Origin of the sequence: Streptomyces sp. NBC_00353 (assembly GCF_036108815.1) — a bacterium.
GTDB lineage: Bacteria > Actinomycetota > Actinomycetes > Streptomycetales > Streptomycetaceae > Streptomyces.
Genome location: NZ_CP107985.1, coordinates 4,168,616 through 4,186,699, shown reverse-complemented (window position 1 = coordinate 4,186,699; position 18,084 = coordinate 4,168,616). Strand labels below are relative to the sequence as shown.

Sequence of the window (18,084 nt, the reverse complement as noted above, 5' to 3'; positions counted from 1 at the left end):
CACCGTTGTCCACAGCTGAGATCGCACACGAGCAGGACCATCTCGACATGCTCCACGCCCGCGTGGAAGCCCTCCGCGACCATGCCCGGAACCAGCTGACCGGCGTCCTCCGGGAGACCGGCGGGACCCGGCAGGGGCGGCTGGAGCGCGAGGCGTCCGCCGCCCGGTACGCCGGGCAGGTCGCGCGGTACGACGCTGCCGAGAACGGGCTCTGCTTCGGGCGGCTCGATCTGCGGGACGGCGATCGGCACTACATCGGGCGCGTCGGACTGCCCGCCGAGTCCGCCGACGACGATCCGCTGCTGCTGGACTGGCGCGCACCCGCCGCCCGCCCCTTCTACGTCGCCACGCCCGCCGCCCCGCACGGCGTCCGCAAGCGCCGCCACATCACCACCCGCGGGGACCGGGTCGTCCGGCTCGACGACGAGGTGCTCGACCGCGACGGGGTGCCGGTCGGCGAGCTGACCGGCGAGGCCGCGCTGCTCGCCTCGCTCGACGCCGGCCGCACCGGCCGCATGCACGACATCGTTGCCACGCTCCAGGCCGAGCAGGACGCGATCATCCGCTCCGACCGTCGCGGGGTCCTGGTGGTGCAGGGCGGCCCCGGCACCGGCAAGACCGCGGTCGCGCTCCACCGGGCCGCGTATCTCCTCTACACGCACCGGCAACTGGCCTCCCGGGGCGTGCTGGTCGTCGGACCGAACCCCACCTTCATCGGGTACATCGGCCAAGTGCTGCCCGGTCTCGGCGAGAACAGCGTGCTGCTGTCCACCGTCGGCGAGCTGTTCCCGGGCGTCCGCGCCGACCTGACCGAACCGTGGGAGACCGCTGAGCTCAAGGGGCGTACGGAGATGGCGGCCGTGATCGCGGCGGCGGTCCGGGACCGGCAGGTGCCGGCGGGCACCGGGCTGGAGGTCGAGTTCGACGGCGATGTCGTCCGCCTCGACCACGAGGAGTGCGTACGCGCCGCCGACGCCGCCCGCGCAACCGGACTGCCGCACAACAGGGCCGCCCCCCTCTTCCGGCGTGAGATCGTCGCCGCGCTGGCCCGGCGGTCCGTCGAGGACACCCGCCACCTCGCCGACCGGCTGGAGGCGGACATCGCCGAGGTGCTCGCCGAGGCCGATCTCGACCGTGCCGTACGCGCCGACCTGGACGCCCTGCCGGGGCTGCTCGACGAGGACGACTCGGCCGCTGCCCAGGAACGGACCGAGGCGCAGGACATCGCCGACGTAAGGCGGATGCTCGCCACCGACGCCCACGTGCGGGCCGCGCTCGACGCCCTGTGGCCGCCGCTCACCGCACAGCAGCTGCTGACCGACCTGTACGGCGACCGTGCGCGGCTCGCTTCGGCAGCGCATGAACTGGCCGATGCGGAAAGGGAGTTGTTGTACCGGACGACGGGGGACGGCTGGACTGCCGCCGACGTGCCGCTGCTCGACGAGGCCGCCGAACTGCTCGGTCAGGACAACCGTGCGGCCGAGGCCGCCGCCGCGGCCGAACGGGCGGAGGGTGTCGCGTACGCGCAGGGTGTCCTCGACCTCGCGGCAGGCGACGACGAGGACGGTGAGGGCGAGGAGCGCCTCACGGGCATGCTCGACGCCGAGACGCTCGCCGACCGTCACGAGGAACGCATGGTCCGGACCGTTGCCGAACGCGCCTTCGCCGACCGGGACTGGGTCTTCGGGCACATCATCGTCGACGAGGCGCAGGAGCTGTCCCAGATGGCCTGGCGGCTGCTGATGCGACGCTGCCCGACCCGCTCCATGACCCTGGTCGGCGACGTCGCGCAGACCGGCGACGCGGCGGGTGCCAGTTCGTGGGCGTCCGCGCTCGCCCCGCATGTCGGCGACCGGTGGCGGCAGGTGTCCCTCACCGTCAACTACCGCACCCCCGCCGAGATCATGGCATCCACCACGGAGGTTCTCGCGTCGCTCGGCCCGGGGCTCCAGCTGCCGCGCTCGGTACGGGAGACGGGGGTGGAGCCGTGGCGCATGCGCACCGAGCCCGGCCTGCTGGCCCGCACCCTCGCCGACCGGGCGGCGAAGGAGGCCGCCGCGCTGGAGGACGGCCGGCTCGCGGTACTCGTACCTGACACCCGCCGTGACGAACTGGGCGCCGCGGTCGCCGAGTCGGTCCCGGGCGCGGTGTACGGGGACGAGCCCGACCTGGAGAGCCGGGTGGTGGTGCTGGGGGTGCGCCAGGCGAAGGGCCTGGAGTTCGACGCGGTGCTCATCGCCGATCCGACGGAGATCCTGGCCCGGTCGACACGCGGTCCGAACGACCTGTACGTGGCACTGACCCGGGCGACACAACGCCTCGGGATCATCCATGGGGGTCCGGCCCCCGCGGTGCTGGAGCGAACGGTCACGGAACTCACCTGACGGTGGGAGACAGAGCCCGTCAGGGGATCGCGAGCCGGACCCGTTCCGTCACGACCGCCAGGTCCTCCTCGATCGCGGCCGCCGCCGCCGTGAGCGCGGGCAACACCGCCTGACGCACGTCGTCCAGGGTGCCCCGGCTGGCATGGGCGGAGACATTCACGGCGGCGACCACCCGGCCGGTGCGGTCGTGCACCGGCACCGCGATCGACCGCAGCCCCTCCTCCAGCTCCTGGTCGACCAGGGCGTGACCGTCCCGTCGCGCCTGCGCCACGGCCTCGGCGAGATCGGCGGCGTCGACCCGGGTGAACGGTGTCAGCGGCCGCACCGAGGCGCGGGCCAGCCGCTCGGCCGCCTCCTGCTCGGGCAGACCGGCAAGCAGCACCCGGCCCATGGAGGTGGCGTACGCCGGGAAGCGGGTGCCGACCGTGATGTTGACACTCATGATGCGTACGGTGTGCACCCGGGCGACGTACATGATGTCGTCGTCGGCCAGCACCGCGACGGACGCCGAGTCGTGCACCTGCTCCACCAGCCGGGCCAGATGGAGCTGCGCGATCTCCGCGAAGGTCAGCCGGGAGAGCCGGGCATAGCCCAGTTCCAGCACCGTGGGCAGCAGCGTGAAGCGGCGTCCTTCACCGGCAGGGGCCGCGTACCCCAGTTGCTGGAGGGAGAGCAGCGCCCGGCGGGCGGTGGCGCGGGCCAGGCCGGTGGCCTCCGCGGCGCCGGACAGGGTGAGCCCACCGGGCGCTGATCCCAGGGCGGTGAGCACGGCCAGCCCCCGGGTCAGGGACTGCAGGAATTCCGGACCCAGCTCCGCCTTGGTGGCGCGCGAGGTGTCCGGGCCGCCGGGCACGGGCGGCGTGGCCGCCGGTGCGGGGGAGACCAGTGCCGCCTCCATCCGCGCCCCGTACTCCCGCAGCCGGGGCAGGGCGTGCTCGGCCAGCGACCGGGCGCTGTGCCTGCTGGTGTGACTGACCACGCTGAGCGCGCACACCGTGCGGCCGTCGGGGGCGTGCACGGGGACCGCGACGGCGACCAGACCGGGCTCGATCAGCTGGTCGTCGGCGGCCCAGCCGGCGCTACGGGCGTCGGCCACCCGCTGCCGGAAGACCGACTCCACCTCGTCGGGGGCCGGTGGTGCCGGGCGGGGCGGAACGGCGGGGAAGCCGGCGTCACGGGGGTCGTCGCGCAGCCGGGTGCGCCAGGCAGCTTGCTGCTCGGGGCTCCAGTCGGAGGCGAAGAGGGCACCCGGGGCGCACCGCTCCGCGGGCAGCAGGTCGCCGATCTGGAAGGCCAGAGCCATGGTGCGCCGTCGGGTGGACTGGCTGATGAACCGCACCCCGGCGCCGTCCGGCACCGCGAGGGAGACCGACTCGTCCAGCTCGTCGGCCAACGCGACGGCGAGCGGTTCCAGGGCGTCGGGGAGACCGCAGCAGGTGAGGTAGGCATTGCCCAGCTCCATCAGGCGCGGCGCGAGCAACACGTCGCGGTCGTCCTCGATGCGCAGATATCCCAGGTGGGTGAGGGTGGTGACGATGCGGTCGACGGTGGAGCGTGCCAGGCCGGTGGCGCGGACGAGATCGCCGGGGCGCATCCGCGGTCCGGGGTGCGCGGCCAGGGCGCGCAGCACGGCCAGACCGCGCTCCAGCGGTCCGACCGGCTCGCCGCCGGGTGCTGCGGCGTCCGCCTCGGATGCGGTCGCGGCATGCGGCATGCGGTCCTCCTCGTCGAGCCTCCGGGGTGTGCGGAAACCGTACCCGTCGGACCCTGCGGTCGCGCGGGGCGGCCGGGCCCTGCGCACCCGCTCCACCTGCGCCGACGGGGTGAGGGGCGCCCGCCCCGGCAACGCCTGCGGTGCGCGGCCCTCTTCGCCCCCGCACCGCCGCTGCGTCAGCAGGAGCTCAGTCGATGTGCAGGCCCGCGTAGTTCTCGGCGAGCTCCGCGGCCGCGTGCCGGGACGACGACACGCGGTCCAGCTGGGAGACCTGGAGCCGGGTCTCGAATTCGCTCTGGCCCGGGTCGGTGTGCAGGGTCGTCGTCATGAAGTACGAGAAGTGCTCCGCGCGCCACACCCGGCGCAGACAGGTGTCCGAGTACTCGTCGAGCAGCTCGGCGGAGCCGCTGTCCTTCAGGTGGGCAAAGGCCCGGGCGAGCACGACGACGTCGGAGACCGCGAGGTTGAGCCCCTTGGCACCGGTGGGCGGCACGATGTGCGCGGCGTCGCCGGCCAGGAAGACCCGGCCCCAGCGCATGGGCTCGGTGACGAAGCTGCGCATCGGCAGCACGGCCTTGGAGGTGATCGGGCCGCGTTCGAGCCGCCAGTCGCCGTCGGTCGCGAAACGGGCGTCGAGCTCGTCCCATATCCGGTCGTCCGGCCAGTCGGCCGGGTCGGTGCCGTTCGGGACCTGCAGGTAGAGCCGGCTGACCGTGGTGGAGCGCATGCTGTGCAGGGCGAAGCCGCGCGGCGAGTGGGCGTAGATCAGCTCGTCGCAGGACGGCGGGACGTCGGCCAGGATGCCGAACCACGAGTAGGGGTAGACCCGCTCGAAGGTGCTCATGACGCTGTCCGGGACCGCCCTGCGGGTCACGCCGTGGAACCCGTCGCAGCCCACGACGTAGTCGCACCCGAGAGTCCGGTCCCGGCCCTGGTGGGTGTAGTGGATGACGGGCCGGTCCGTGTCGGCTCCGACGACCTCATTCACCTGGGCCTCGAACAGCAGCGGGGCGCCGTCCGCCACCTGAAGGGCGATCAGGTCCTTGACGACCTCGGTCTGGGCGTACACCCACACCTTGCGGCCGCCGGTGAGCGACGGGAAGTCGATGCGCTGTGCCCGGCGGTTCCAGCGCAGCTCGATGCCGTCGTGGACCAGACCCTCGCGGTCCAGTCGCTCGCCCGCACCGGACTCCCGCAGCACGTCGACCGTGCTCTGCTCGAGGATGCCTGCGCGCTGGCGCTGCTCGACGTAGGTGCGGTCCCGGCTCTCCAGAACGACGCAGTCGATGCCGGAGTTGTGCAGGAGCCGGGCGAGCAGCAGCCCCGCGGGGCCGCCGCCGATGATGCCGACGGTGGTGTGGTCCATGGCGGTCAGTTCTCCTCTTCGAGAATGCGGTTCGCGATGGCGAAAGCGGCGTTCGCCGCGGGCACGCCGCAGTAGACGGCCGACTGGAGCAGGACTTCCTGGATCTCCTCCGCAGTGAGACCGTTGCGCCGCGCGGCCCGCACATGCATCGCCAGTTCCTCATGGTGGCCGCGGGCCACCAGCGCGGTGAGGGTGATGCAGCTGCGGGTTCTGCGGCTCAGTCCGGGCCGGGTCCAGATCTCACCCCATGCGTAGCGGGTGATGAAGTCCTGGAAACCGGCAGTGAAGTCGGTGGTGCGGGTGATCGCCCGGTCGACGTGCTCGTCGCCGAGCACGGCACGGCGCACGGCCATACCGGCGTCGTGCCGGGAGGCGTCGTCGGCAGGCGGTGCGGCATCGGCCGCGAAGTGTCCCAGCAGTGCGGCCAGTACGGGCACCGGACGCTCGATGTTGGCGAGGTGCGCGGCGTGCGCCACCTCGGTCAGGGCCGCGCCGGGGATGCCGTCGGCCAGCTCGCGGGCGTGCGCGACGGGCGTCGCCAGGTCCTCGCGGCCCGCAACGACCAGGGTCGGCGCGGTGATTCGAGGCAGCTCGGCCCGCAGGTCGAGGCCGGCGAGTGCGTCGCAGAGCCCGGCGTAGGCCCCGGGATCGGCCGCGGACAAGTCGTCGACCATCGCCCGGGCGGCCGGGGTGGCCGCGAAGGACGGGGTGAACCAGCGGGTGGGGGCGGTCTCCGCGACCGGGCCGGTGCCCTCGGCTCGCACCAGCGCCGCGCGGTCGGACCAGCCCTCCGGCGGGCCGAAGCGGGCCGAGGAGCAGAGGATCGCGAGTGAGGTGACCCGCTCGGGGTGGTGCACCGCGAGCCAGGTGCCGACAGCGCCGCCGAGCGAGATGCCGGCGTAGCCGAACTCCTCGATGCCGAGCGCGTCGGCGAGGCCGAGGACCAGCTGTCCGAGGTCGGCGACGGTGCCGCCTTCGGGCAGCAGGCCGGCCGGGGAGCCGCCGTGGCCGGGCAGGTCCCAGCGCACCACTCGGTGGGTCCGGGCCAGCGACGGGATCTGGGGGTCCCACACGGCCAGCGAGGTGCCGAGCGACGGGCCCAGGATCAGCGGCGGGGCGGAGTCCCGGCCGTCCACGCGGTGGTGCAGCAGACGCTGCGCGGGGGCAGAAGTGCTCATGCGGTCTCCTCGTCCTGGTGGTGGGGCCGCCCGGCGGGCGGTGGGTCGCGGACGGCTCGCGGCCGCCGGTCGGCGCATCGGGTGGCTGCCCGGCGCCGTCGATGCCCGACGCCACGTCAGATCGGTTCCTGGGCAACGCCGGTGCGGCGTCAGGTCGGGTTCCGGGCGGCGCCGGTGCGGCGCAGGGCGCGGTCCACGAGGGCGCCCGCGGAGCCCGCGTACCGCGTCGGGTCGGTCAGTTCGCGCAGCCGGTCCTGCGGGAGGACGCCGACGATGCCGGGCTCCTCCCGGAGGGCCTCGTCGAGTTCCATGCCCTGCTCGACGGCGCGGCGGGAGGCCCGGGACAGCGCCTGCCTGGCCGCGCCGCGGCCGGTCAGGGCCGCCAGCACCGCGGCGAGCCGCTCGCTGATGATCAGGCCGCCGGTGGCATCGAGGTTGTCCCGCATCCGGCGCGGGTGGACGCGCAGGCCTTCGGCCAGTTCGGCGGCGTCGCGGGCGGCTCCGCCGACCAGGCGCAGGGCCTGACGCAGGGGCTGCCACTCGGCGTGCCAGGCGCCCGCCGGACGCTCGTCCTCGGCGGCGAGCCCGGCGTAGAGCACGGACGCGAGGGCGGGGACCTGTCGGGCCGCGGCGGCGATCAGCGTGGCGCGGACCGGGTTGGCCTTGTGCGGCATGGCGGAGGAGCCGCCGCCGCTGCCCTCGCCGAGTTCGCCGATCTCCGTACGGGACAGCAGCAGGACGTCCGCCGCGAGTTTGCCCAGTGCTCCGGCGGTGAAGGCGAGGGCGCCGGCCAGGTCGGCGACGGGGGTGCGCAGGGTGTGCCAGGGCAGCGCGGGCTCGGCCAGTCCGGTCTCGGCGGCGTAGCCGGCGAGCAGCCGCAGGCCCAGGTCCGGTCCGGGATCAGGATCGGCGGTCGGGCCGTGGGCCTCGGCGAAGGCGTGAAAGGCCGCCAGGGTGCCCGCCGCTCCGCCGAGTTGTGCGGGCAGCGCTGCCCGCACGGCCGCGAGGCGTTCGTGGGCGTCGAGCACCAGCGAGCGCCAGCCGGCGGCCTTGAGGCCGAAGGTGGTGGGCACGGCGTGCTGGGTGAGCGTGCGTCCGGCGATCGGTGTGTCGCGGTGCTCGGCGGCGAGCCGCGCCAGGGCGTCGGCCGCGCGTCCGAGGTCGGCTAGGACGGGTTCCAGAGCGCGGGCGGCGACCAGCATGGCGGCCGTGTCCAGGATGTCCTGGCTGGTGGCGCCGCGGTGCACATGGGCGGCGGCCTGCCGGTCGTGCTCGGCGACGGCCGCGGTCAGGTCGGCGACGAGCGGGATGACGGGGTTGCCGCCGGAGCGGGCACGCAGCGCGAGATCCCGGACGTCGTAGCGGGCGGTCTCGGCGGCCGCCGCCGTGACGGCCCGCGCCGCCGCGACGGGGGCGAGGCCCAGCGCGGCCTGCGCGCGGGTCAGCGCGGCTTCGGCATCCAGCATCGCGCGGACGTACGCGGCGTCGCCGGTGGCGGCCTCGACCGGTGACCCGGCCTGCCCCGGGGAGAGCAGGCCGAGGTCCTCCGCGGGGTCAGTCGAAGGCAAGGAAGACCGTCTCCTCGTGCTCACCGTCACCCTGCAGCCGGATGTCGAAGCGGTGCAGCCGTTCTCCGTGCGTGACGGCGAGGAGCGTGGCGCGGCGCTCGGGCTCCAGGCCGGCCAGCAGCGGGTCGGTCGCGGTGTCGGTGAGGCCGGGCAGGTAGATCCGGGTGTGCAGATGGTGCAGCAGACCACGGGCGAAGACGACCACCGAGAGGTAGGGGACGCCGCCGGGCGGCAGCGTACGCAGCTCGTAGTGGCCGTCGGCGTCGGTCCCGACGCGGCCGAAGCCGGTGAAGCCGACGTCGCTCCGGCCGATGACCTCTCCGGTGACGGGGTCGCGGCGCAGCGAGCCGGGCGCGCCGCGGCGTGAGCCGTCGGGTGCGGGCTGCCAGATCTCGATGAGGGCGTCGGGGACGGGAGCCCCGGCGCCGTCGTAGACATGGCCGTGGACGGTGAGGGCGTCGGGGTGTCCGGCGGGGGCGATCTCGCCACCCTTGGCGAACGGCAGCGCGTAGCCGTAGAACGGGCCCACGGTCTGCGACGGGGTGGTGGACATCAGCGGCCCTCCTCGATCCAGGTGGCGGCCGGACCGTCGAGGACGATGTCCCAGCGGTAGCCGAGCGACCATTCGGGGGTGGACAGGTCGTGGTCGTACGTCGCGACGAGCCGCCGGCGCGCGGAGTCGTCGGTGACGGACTGGAGGATGGGGTCGTGGGCGAAGAGCGGGTCCCCCGGAAAGTACATCTGGGTGATCAGACGCTGGGTGAAGGCGTTGCCGAAGAGCGAGAAGTGGATATGGGCAGGACGCCAGGCGTTGACGTGGTTGCGCCAGGGGTAGGCGCCAGGCTTGACGGTGACGAACTCGTACGCGCCCTGATCGTCGGTCAGGCAGCGGCCCACGCCGGTGAAGTTGGGGTCGAGCGGGGCGGGGTGGTCGTCGCGCTGGTGGGCGTAGCGGCCCGAGGCGTTGGCCTGCCAGACCTCGACCAGCTGGCCACGCACCGGGCGGCCGTCGCGGTCCAGCACCCGGCCGGTGACCCTGATCCGCTCGCCGAGCGGCTCGCCCCGGTGCCGGCGGGTCAGGTCGTGGTCGAGGGCGGTGACATCGGTGACGCCGAAGACCGGGCCGGAGAGTTCCACGGCCTCGGGGTCGTGCAGGGCGACCAGCGGCTTGCCGGGGTGGCGCAGGACGCTGCTGCGGTAAGGGGCGTAGCCGCGGTCGGGATGGCTCCTCCCGGGAGCGCCGGCGGCCACGGCCTTGGCGTAGGCCTCGCGCCGCTCGGCTATCTCCTCGGAGATCCGAGCTTGGGTCAGAGGGGTGGTCATACGGTGTTTCCTACCTTTCCAGGACCAGGGCGAGGCCCTGTCCGACGCCGATGCACAGGGCGGCGAGGCCGGTTCCGGAGCCCGCTGCGGCGAGTTGGTGGGCGACGGCTCCGGCGATACGGGCACCGGAGGCGCCGAGCGGGTGGCCGATGGCGATGGCTCCGCCGCGCGGGTTGACGACCGCGGGGTCGAGGCCGGGCCATTCGGCCAGGCAGCCCAGGGACTGGGCGGCGAAGGCCTCGTTGAGTTCGAACGTGGTCAGGTCACCGAAGCCGCGGCCGGCCCTGGTCAGAGCCCTCCTGACGGCCTCGACGGGGCCGAGGCCGAAGTACTGCGGCTCGACGGCGGTGACGGCCGAGGCACGGACGCGTGCCAGCGGCTCACGACCGGTGGCCTTCAGGCCCTCCTCGTCCACGAGCAGCAGCGCGGCGGCACCGTCGTTGAGCGGAGAGGCGTTGCCGGCGGTGACCGTGCCGTCCGGGCGGAAGACGGGCTTCAGCCCGGCCAGCGACTGTGGCGAGGTGTTGTCCCGAATGGTTTCGTCGCGGGTGAGGCCGACGCCCTCGACGGGCACGACCTCGCCGTCGTACAGGCCGTCCTTCCAGGCGCGGGCGGCCTTCTCATGGCTTGCCACGGCGAAGGCGTCCTGCTGCTCGCGGGTGATGCCGTACCGGTCGGCGATCAGCTCGGCGCCCTCGCCGAGCGGGACGGTCCACTGCGGCTCCAGGCGCTTGTTGACCATGCGCCAGCCGATCGTGGTGGAGAAGAGCTCCTGGTTGCCGGCCGGGAAGGCACGCGAGGGTTTGGGCAGGACCCAGGGAGCGCGGCTCATCGACTCCACGCCGCCCGCGACGGCGACGGAGGCGTCGCCGACCGCGATGGCGCGGGCGGCCTGGACGACGGCTTCGAGGCCGGAGGCGCACAAGCGGTTGACGGTGCTGCCGGGGACGGTGACGGGCAGTCCGGCGAGCAGCACGGCCATCCGGGCGACGTTGCGGTTCTCCTCGCCGGCGCCGTTGGCGTTGCCGAAGAGGACGTCGTCGATCCGAGCCGGGTCGAGGTCCGGTGTACGGGTCAGCAGGGACCGCAGCACTCCGGCGGCGAGGTCGTCGGGGCGCACCCCGGACAGGGCGCCCCCGTACTTGCCGACCGGGGTGCGGACGGCGTCGACGATGTAGACGTCGCGCAGCTGACGGGTCATCGCGCGCTTCCCTCGACGGCCGCGGCGATCCGGACCGGGGCGGCGGTCAGGCGCTTGACCTCCTCGGCGGTGACGCCCGGGGCACTCTCCACCAGGACGAGGCCGTCGTCGGTGACGTCCAGGACGCCGAGGTCGGTGATGATGCGGTCGACACAGGTCCGGCCGGTGAGCGGCAGTGTGCACTCCTCGACGATCTTCGGGCTGCCGTCCTTGGCGGTGTGGGTCATCGTCACGATGACCCGCCGGGCCCCGTGCACCAGGTCCATGGCCCCGCCGATGCCGGTGACCAGCTTGCCGGGAACGGCCCAGTTGGCGAGGTCGCCACGGGCGGAGACCTGCATGGCGCCCAGCACGGCGGTGTCGATGTGGCCGCCGCGGATCATCCCGAAGGAGAGCGCCGAGTCGAAGAAGGAGGCGCCGGGCAGGACGGTGACGGTCTCCTTGCCGGCGTTGATCAGGTCCGGGTCGACCTCGTCCTCGCGGGGGAACGGACCGGTGCCGAGGATGCCGTTCTCCGACTCCAGGACGACCTGGACGCCGGCGGGGAGGTGGTTGGGGATCAGTGTGGGCAGCCCGATGCCGAGGTTCACGTACTCACCGTCGCCCAGCTCGCGGGCCGCGCGGGCGGCCATCTCGTCTCGCGTCCAGGCCATCAGGCCGACACCTCCCTGGTCGTGCGCTTCTCGATCTTCTTGTCCACGGCCTGTTCGGGAGTGAGCGCCACCACCCGCTGGACGAAGATGCCCGGCAGATGGACCTGGTCCGGGTCGATCTCGCCCGGCTCGACCAGCTCCTCGACCTCGGCGATCGTGATCCGGCCCGCCATGGCTGCCGGCGGATTGAAGTTGCGGGACGACTTGTTGAAGACGAGGTTGCCGTGCCGGTCCCCCCTGGCGGCCCGGACCAGTGCGAAGTCGGTGGTGATACCCCGCTCCAGCACGTACTCGACACCGTCGAACTCGCGGGTCTCCTTGCGCGGCGATGCCACCGAGACGCCGCCCGCACCGTCGTAGCGCCAGGGCAGTCCGCCGTCGGCGACCTGCGTGCCGACGCCGGCCGGTGTGAAGAAGGCGGGGATGCCGCAACCGCCGGCGCGCAGCCGCTCGGCCAGGGTGCCCTGAGGGATGAGCTCGACCTCCAGCTCACCGGCGAGGTACTGCCGGGCGAACTCCTTGTTCGCGCCGATGTAGCTGCCCGTGACCCGGGCGATCCGGCCCGCCGAGAGCAGGACCGCGAGACCGGAGTCCATCGCGCCGCAGTTGTTGGAGACCACGCCCAGTCCGCCGGCTCCGGTGTCGTACACCGCCTGGATCAGCGTGTTCGGTACGCCGCTGAGGCCGAAGCCACCGACTGCGAACGACGCACCTTCGTGGACATCTGCCACGGCCTGTGCGGCCGAGGCGACCACCTTGTCCATGCGCCCGCCCATCCATCGTGTTCGCCAGATGAACTTAAGTTCATATTGCTCCCGATTCTGATCCCACGACGCCTGGTTCGTCAACGTCTCGGGGCGGCACAGCCCCCGTTGCAGAGGCCGGAGTGGGCCTCCTGGTCTCGCGTTCGCAGAATGAACAATGGTTCGCGAGGTGGCGTGAGTTTCGGGAAAATCAACGGCCATGTCAATGGTTCGGACACCGAATGTGCCGCGCCGGATGAGGGCGCGCGAGGAGCCCGTAGGGGATCCTCCGGGACCGGGGGTGTGAAGGCCGCCGCGCTCGCACGCTGTCCGGCGGCGCGCAACCTGGCGTCGCGCCGGGGGTGACCTCGGTCTGCCGGAAGCCGGCGGTGGATGCGACGGCCTGCGTGCGGGCCGTCGTCCGGGCCCTGCTCGCCGCAGTCGGGACGACCCGGTACCGCCGCCCTCTGCGCCTAGTTCAGCAACGCCCTCGCCGCGCGCGCCCGTCCTCTGATCGCCTCCGCAGCTGTCGGCTCCACCACCCCGACCAACTCCGCGTACTCCTCCATCTCGGCCGCCCCACGAAGGAACTCCCCGCTCTGTACGAGCAGTTGAGCCCGCTCGTACCGCAGCCTCGCCGGATGGGACGGCAGCAGCAGCGACAGTTCCACCGCCCACAGCGCCACCCGCGTGCTCTCCGGGCGGACCGCCGCCCACGCCCTGATGTTGTTCAGGATCCGCAGCACGACCTCCAGCGGGCGGGCCGGCACCAGCATCGACGGTTCCAGCGGCGCTCCGGTCGCCCCCGTCACCAGCAGCTCCGCGTCCTGCCCGGTCATCGGCCGGCCACCGGCGAACGGATCGGCCAGCACCCGTTCGGCCGGATCGCCGAACCCGACGACGAAATGCCCCGGCAGCGCCACTCCGTACACCGGGGCGCCCGCCCGCCGCGCCACCTCGATCCACACCACCGACAGCAGGATCGGCAGTCCGCGCCGGCGCCGCAGCACGTGGTGCAGCAGTGACGAATCCAGTCGCTGGTAGTCCGCCGAGGAGCCGGCGAACCCGCACCGCTCGCCGAGCAGTTCGGCCAGCGCCGAGGCCCAGGCATGCCCGCCCCGTACCCCGTACGGAAGCAGGCCCGCCAGCCGGTCCAGCTCGATCTGCGCCGCGTCGATCCCGGCCGCGTCCAGTGCCGGGTCGGCCTCCGCGGCCAGCAGCAGGCAGAGCAGCGCCAGGTCCGGCCGTTCGGCGCGCGCCTCCTCGGCGAACTGCCGTCGGAGCTCGTCCCGCCCGGAGCCCGACGGGTTCTCGGGGTCCGGCGGATCCGGGGGGTTCGGGGGGTTCATGGGGGACACGTATGTACCTTCCCCGGTTACGCCGACCGGAAGTGGTGATAGAGGTGATGCGTCTCGAACCCCATCCGGTCGTAGAGCGCACGCGCCCCCTCGTTGTCCTCCTCCACCTGCAGCCAGGCCGCCGACGCGCCCTCGTCCAGCGCCTGGCGGGCCAGGGCGGTCATCACGGCGGTGGCGAGACCCCGGCGGCGGTACGCGGCACCGACCTCGACGGCCATGAAGCCCGCCCAGCGCCCGTCCACCACACACCGCCCGATCGCGGCGGGCGACTCGCCCTCCGCGTCACCCGGCACGGTCGCGAACCACACCGAGGGTCCGCTGCCCAGCACCTTCAGTACATGAGGGCCGGGGGTGTCGAACCGCTGGTAGCGCGAGAGCCATCCCTCGTCGATCTCCCGGCTCAGCCGCACCGGCGCGATGTCCGCGTCCAGATCGCCGATCGGGGCCAGCGCCGCGATCCGTACCTGCGCCGTCACCTCGCGCCGCCACCCGTGGCTCTCCAGCTCCGCGCACAGCTCCTCCTGCGTGCCCTCGGCGCCGGTCGCGGTCTGGATGTACGCGGGCAGGCCCCGGTCGGCGTACCACTGCTTCACCTGGGCGAGCGCCTCGTCGAGCGGGATCCCCGGGGCGCCGAGCGGCAGTACGGAATTGGCGCGCCGGGTGAAGCCGGCCGCGGAGCGCAGCTGCCAGCCACCGAGCGGCTCGCTCTCCACGGGCTGCCAGGCGCGGGCGCAGACGGGGGCGAGCTCCGCGAATGTCGCCGCCGGACCCCGGCGCCGGGCCGGTGCGGACGGCACGACCTTGCCCGCCACCAGCGACGACTCCGCGATATGGACGGACTCACCGCTCTTCGGTGTGACCGACAGCACACCGGCGTCCCACGATGTGAGAACACCTACCGTGTCGGTGAACTTCGACCCCGCCGCGTCGCCCTCGGAGTGGCGTCGGACTGATACCCGTTTGCCCACGTCAGCTGGTGTAATTCGGACCTCAAGCCGTCCGCCCATGGTGAATTCCACAGCTCTGTCCGCCCCTCCTGTTCGGTTCGTGCCCAGGAACGGAGATACTAGGCGTGGGCATCGACGACGCCGCGCTCCCGCGCGAGAGCCAACGCCCTACCGAGGAGGAACGACAGCGTGACCTACGTCATCGCGCAGCCTTGTGTCGACGTAAAGGACAAGGCCTGCATCGAAGAGTGCCCCGTCGACTGCATCTACGAGGGCCAGCGGTCCTTGTACATCCACCCGGACGAATGCGTCGACTGTGGAGCCTGTGAGCCGGTATGCCCGGTCGAGGCGATCTTCTACGAGGACGACACCCCGGAGGAGTGGAAGGACTACTACAAGGCGAACGTCGAGTTCTTCGACGACCTCGGGTCGCCCGGTGGTGCCTCCAAGCTGGGCCTGATCGAGCGCGACCACGCGTTCATCGCAGCACTGCCGCCGCAGAACCAGTAAGCGGCGACCGGCACGTGCGCCGCCCCGGTCCCGTACGGCTCGTCACCGTGCGGGGCCGAGGTGTTTTCCGGCCCGGGCCACCGGCAGTCCCCGAACCACCCGAAACACCCGCATCACCCTCGTAACCCTCGTACGAGAAAGCAGAGATCCGTGTCCGCAGCAGTCTCCTCCCGCCTCCCGGTCTTCCCCTGGGACAAGCTCGCGCCCTACAAGTCGACCGCTGCGGCCCACCCGGACGGCATCGTCGACCTGTCCGTCGGCACCCCCGTCGACCCCGTGCCCGATCTGATCCAGCAGGCGCTCGTCGCCGCCGCGGACAGCCCGGGCTATCCGACGGTGTGGGGAACGGCAGAGCTCCGTGACGCCCTCACCGGCTGGGTGGAGCGGCGCCTCGGCGCGATCTCCGTGGCGCACGAGAACGTGCTGCCGGTCGTCGGCTCCAAGGAGCTCGTGGCCTGGCTGCCGACCCAGCTGGGCCTCGGTGCGGGCGACAAGGTGGCGTACCCGCGGCTCGCCTACCCGACGTACGAGGTGGGCGCCCGGCTCTGCGGCGCCGAGCCCGTCGTCTACGACGACCCGACCGAGCTCGACCCGGCCGGCCTCAAGCTGCTCTGGCTCAATTCGCCGTCCAACCCGACCGGCCGCGTCCTGTCCAAGGACGAGCTGACCCGGATCGTCGCCTGGGCGCGCGAGCACGACGTGCTGGTCTTCAGCGACGAGTGCTACCTGGAGCTGGGCTGGGAGGCCGAACCGGTCTCCGTGCTCCACCCCGACGTCTGCGGCGGTAGGTACGAGGGCATCGTCGCCGTCCACTCGCTCTCCAAGCGCTCCAACCTCGCCGGATACCGCGCGGCCTTCATCGCGGGCGACGCGGCCGTCCTCGGCGAGCTGCTGCTGATCCGCAAGCACGGCGGAATGATGACGCCCGCCCCGGTCCAGGCGGCCACCGTCGCGGCGCTCGGGGACGACACGCACGTCGCCGAGCAGCGGACCCGGTACGCGGACCGGCGCGCGGCACTGCGGGCGGCGCTGGAGGCCCACGGCTTCCGGATCGAGCACAGCGAGGCGAGCCTCTACCTGTGGGCGACGCGCGACGAACCGTGCTGGGAGACCGTGGCGTACCTCGCGGAGCTCGGCATCCTGGTGGCCCCGGGCGACTTCTACGGACCGGCGGGCGACCGCTTCGTACGCGTGGCGTTCACGGCGACGGACGAGCGCGTCGAGGCAGCGGTCAAGCGGCTGTCCTGAACCGGACGACAGGACCGGCACCGCGTGATCTGCACCGCATGATCCGAACGACACGCGAGAGGGCCTCGGGAGTGCGCACCCCGAGGCCCTCTCGCGTGTGCCGTGGCGGCTGGATCAGCCGATCGGCAGGCCCTGGGTGGGCAGGCCCTGCGTCGGAAGCCCGTGGGTGGGCAGGCCCTGCGTCGGCAGGCCGCCGCCGACGAGGCTGTCCGTGGGCAGACCGCCCTTGGCCGTGGCACCGGTGGCCCCACCGACCAGTTCACCGGCGCTGCCCGTGGCCTCACCGGCGGCCTTCTGTGCGGCGGGGGCGACCGTGCGGCTCGTCTTGGTGACGGTCTTGCCCGCGGCCGGAAGGGACGTCCCGGCGATCTTGCCACCGGTGGCGCCCGCGGCCTTGGTGCCCTGCTGCGACGCGCCGTCGAGGGCCTTGCCGAGGCCTGCGCCGTCGACCGTGGTCAGACCGCCGAGCTCGGGGGTCTGCGGGAGCTCCGCGGCACCTGCGGCGCCGGCCGCACCGACCACGGGGGCTGCACCCGCCGCGATCAGCAGCGCGGCACGGGCGATCCGACGGGTCAGGGGGAGGGACATGATGCTCCTTCGACGGTGTGGATTCTGTCTGTCCGTTGACCGGACGCAGTGACAACCGTCGTGGGGGAGGGAGAGGTTGCGGTGTGCCGAGGTAAAGAGTCGGTAATGCGTCACATAATCGGCAACGGAGGAACCCGGGCAAACATTGCATTCGCCGAGTGTTCGATGAACCGTCACTTCTCTTTGTTCCCAAGGGATTTGGGTAACGGAGGGAGAGGTGTCGAAAGGGTGCGGTGACCACCGGTTCCGGAAAGGCCGGATGGCCCGTACGAGGGACCTTCCGTACTAGCGAACGAGCCGCATACGGACCTCTGCGGTGCCCGATTCCGCACGCTCCGTCCGCCAGCCCGACCCGGCCTTCCACACCCGGCCCGCATACGCGACCTCGTCGATGTCCAGCGCCTCGGCCTGCGCCACCGCCCAGTGCGCCAGCTCCCAGCCGCGCTGCACCGTGCCGCCGTCCCCGGCGGTCCGGGTGGACTTCACCGGCACCGAGACCGTGCCCGCCGCCGACGCCCCGCCGGACGTCCCGCCCGCCGACGCCGTATCCTTCGCCGCGCCCGCGGCGGGCAGCACGCCCTTGCCGAAGGTCCGCACCAGTTCCGCGCGCACCTTCGTCGCGTCGGCCACTGCGACCGCCGTCCGCGTCGGCGTGCAGTTCAGCGCCGTGGGCGTACGGCCGGTCAGCGCGGCGGCCAGCAGCGCGGCATCCGGCTCGTGCTTCGCGTACGCCTGCGGGTAGCCACTGCGCTGCACGCGCTGCGCCGCGACGGTCAGCGGCAGCCGCGAATAACCGGGGACCTCGGCCAGATGCTGATAGAACTCCCCGGCCGAGTAGACCGGGTCCAGGATCTGCTTCTCGGTGCCCCACCCCTGCGAGGGACGCTGCTGGAACAGCCCGAGTGAGTCACGGTCGCCGTGCTGGATATTGCGCAGCCCTGATTCCTGCAGCGCCGTCGCCAACGCGATCGTCACCGCACGCTCCGGCATCCCGCGGGAGGTCCCGACCGCGGAGATCGTCGCGGCGTTCGCGGCCTGCTCCGGGCTCATCCGGTATGTATGCCCCCGGCCCGCCGAACCGTCGGCGGACTGCACCGTGCACCGCTCGCCACCCTTGTTGCCGGTGACGTACTGCACGGTCAGGTAGCCGGCCACGGCGAGAAGCACGGCAAAGGCTGCCCCGATACGGAAGGGGCGGCTGCGGCGGGTGTGTCGGCGGGTGGAGGAGGCGGTCCGGGGCACGGCCCCACCGTACTGGAGGGGCCGAGCGGGCCCGAGACCGAAGTCCCTTAGGGTCGGTTCC

Annotated in this window: 16 protein-coding genes; 3 read left to right on the top strand and 13 right to left on the bottom strand. The window is 72.9% G+C overall.

The genetic code is table 11. The annotated features are described in order from the left end of the window. Positions 1 to 5: 5 nt before the first annotated feature. Positions 6 to 2,384, top strand: a complete 2,379-nt coding sequence (locus tag OHA88_RS18845) for a HelD family protein (protein ID WP_328626377.1) — start codon at positions 6 to 8, stop codon at positions 2,382 to 2,384. Positions 2,385 to 2,403: 19 nt separating this feature from the next. On the opposite strand, the gene OHA88_RS18840 is transcribed toward OHA88_RS18845, so the two are convergent. From OHA88_RS18840 to OHA88_RS18790, 11 genes are all read right to left on the bottom strand, one after another. Beyond that, a complete protein-coding gene (locus tag OHA88_RS18840; protein WP_328626376.1) occupies positions 2,404 to 4,098 on the bottom strand; it encodes an IclR family transcriptional regulator domain-containing protein in 1,695 nt (564 codons plus the stop codon). A gap of 187 nt (positions 4,099 to 4,285) precedes the next feature. Beyond that, complete coding sequence (locus OHA88_RS18835) at positions 4,286 to 5,464, bottom strand: 4-hydroxybenzoate 3-monooxygenase (RefSeq protein ID WP_328626375.1); 1,179 nt, start codon at positions 5,462 to 5,464, stop codon at positions 4,286 to 4,288. Between the two features lie 5 nt (positions 5,465 to 5,469). After that, positions 5,470 to 6,642, bottom strand: a complete 1,173-nt coding sequence (gene pcaDC / locus OHA88_RS18830; protein WP_328626374.1) for a bifunctional 3-oxoadipate enol-lactonase/4-carboxymuconolactone decarboxylase PcaDC — start codon at positions 6,640 to 6,642, stop codon at positions 5,470 to 5,472. Between the two features lie 149 nt (positions 6,643 to 6,791). Then, a complete protein-coding gene (gene pcaB / locus OHA88_RS18825) occupies positions 6,792 to 8,210 on the bottom strand; it encodes a 3-carboxy-cis,cis-muconate cycloisomerase (RefSeq protein WP_328626373.1) in 1,419 nt (472 codons plus the stop codon). Further along, the gene (pcaG, locus tag OHA88_RS18820; RefSeq protein WP_328626372.1) at positions 8,197 to 8,763 is read right to left on the bottom strand and encodes a protocatechuate 3,4-dioxygenase subunit alpha; all 567 of its coding nucleotides are present in this window, start codon (positions 8,761 to 8,763) and stop codon (positions 8,197 to 8,199) included. The genes pcaB and pcaG overlap by 14 nt, the downstream gene beginning before the upstream one ends. Beyond that, on the bottom strand, positions 8,763 to 9,533 hold the full coding sequence (gene pcaH / locus OHA88_RS18815) for a protocatechuate 3,4-dioxygenase subunit beta (RefSeq protein ID WP_328626371.1): 771 nt from the start codon (positions 9,531 to 9,533) through the stop codon (positions 8,763 to 8,765). Before pcaH ends, pcaG begins: the two co-directional genes overlap by 1 nt. Before the next feature lie 10 nt (positions 9,534 to 9,543). After that, the gene (locus OHA88_RS18810) at positions 9,544 to 10,734 is read right to left on the bottom strand and encodes a thiolase family protein (RefSeq protein ID WP_328626370.1); all 1,191 of its coding nucleotides are present in this window, start codon (positions 10,732 to 10,734) and stop codon (positions 9,544 to 9,546) included. Further along, positions 10,731 to 11,387: a CoA transferase subunit B gene (locus tag OHA88_RS18805; RefSeq protein WP_328626369.1), complete on the bottom strand. Its 657-nt coding sequence runs from the start codon at positions 11,385 to 11,387 to the stop codon at positions 10,731 to 10,733. Before OHA88_RS18805 ends, OHA88_RS18810 begins: the two co-directional genes overlap by 4 nt. Continuing rightward, positions 11,387 to 12,151 (bottom strand): CoA transferase subunit A, encoded by a 765-nt coding sequence (locus OHA88_RS18800; protein ID WP_328626368.1) that lies wholly within the window; start codon positions 12,149 to 12,151, stop codon positions 11,387 to 11,389. The genes OHA88_RS18805 and OHA88_RS18800 overlap by 1 nt, the downstream gene beginning before the upstream one ends. 452 nt (positions 12,152 to 12,603) lie before the next feature. Next, positions 12,604 to 13,479, bottom strand: coding sequence for a transglutaminase-like domain-containing protein (locus OHA88_RS18795; protein ID WP_328626367.1), 876 nt, complete (start codon positions 13,477 to 13,479; stop codon positions 12,604 to 12,606). A gap of 26 nt (positions 13,480 to 13,505) precedes the next feature. Further along, on the bottom strand, positions 13,506 to 14,507 hold the full coding sequence (locus OHA88_RS18790; RefSeq protein WP_328626366.1) for a GNAT family N-acetyltransferase: 1,002 nt from the start codon (positions 14,505 to 14,507) through the stop codon (positions 13,506 to 13,508). Positions 14,508 to 14,624: 117 nt separating this feature from the next. On the opposite strand from OHA88_RS18790, the gene fdxA reads away from it, so the two are divergent. Together fdxA and dapC are read left to right on the top strand one after the other, a co-directional pair. After that, complete coding sequence (gene fdxA, locus OHA88_RS18785) at positions 14,625 to 14,945, top strand: ferredoxin (RefSeq protein WP_018956287.1); 321 nt, start codon at positions 14,625 to 14,627, stop codon at positions 14,943 to 14,945. Between the two features lie 150 nt (positions 14,946 to 15,095). Further along, positions 15,096 to 16,193 carry a succinyldiaminopimelate transaminase gene (gene dapC, locus OHA88_RS18780; protein ID WP_326605628.1) on the top strand — a complete coding sequence of 366 codons (1,098 nt, stop codon included), beginning with the start codon at positions 15,096 to 15,098 and terminating at the stop codon, positions 16,191 to 16,193. Between the two features lie 114 nt (positions 16,194 to 16,307). On the opposite strand, the gene OHA88_RS18775 is transcribed toward dapC, so the two are convergent. Next, positions 16,308 to 16,781 (bottom strand): ATP-binding protein, encoded by a 474-nt coding sequence (locus tag OHA88_RS18775; RefSeq protein ID WP_328626365.1) that lies wholly within the window; start codon positions 16,779 to 16,781, stop codon positions 16,308 to 16,310. Between the two features lie 285 nt (positions 16,782 to 17,066). Continuing rightward, a complete protein-coding gene (locus OHA88_RS18770; protein WP_328626364.1) occupies positions 17,067 to 18,023 on the bottom strand; it encodes a hypothetical protein in 957 nt (318 codons plus the stop codon). Positions 18,024 to 18,084 lie beyond the last annotated feature (61 nt).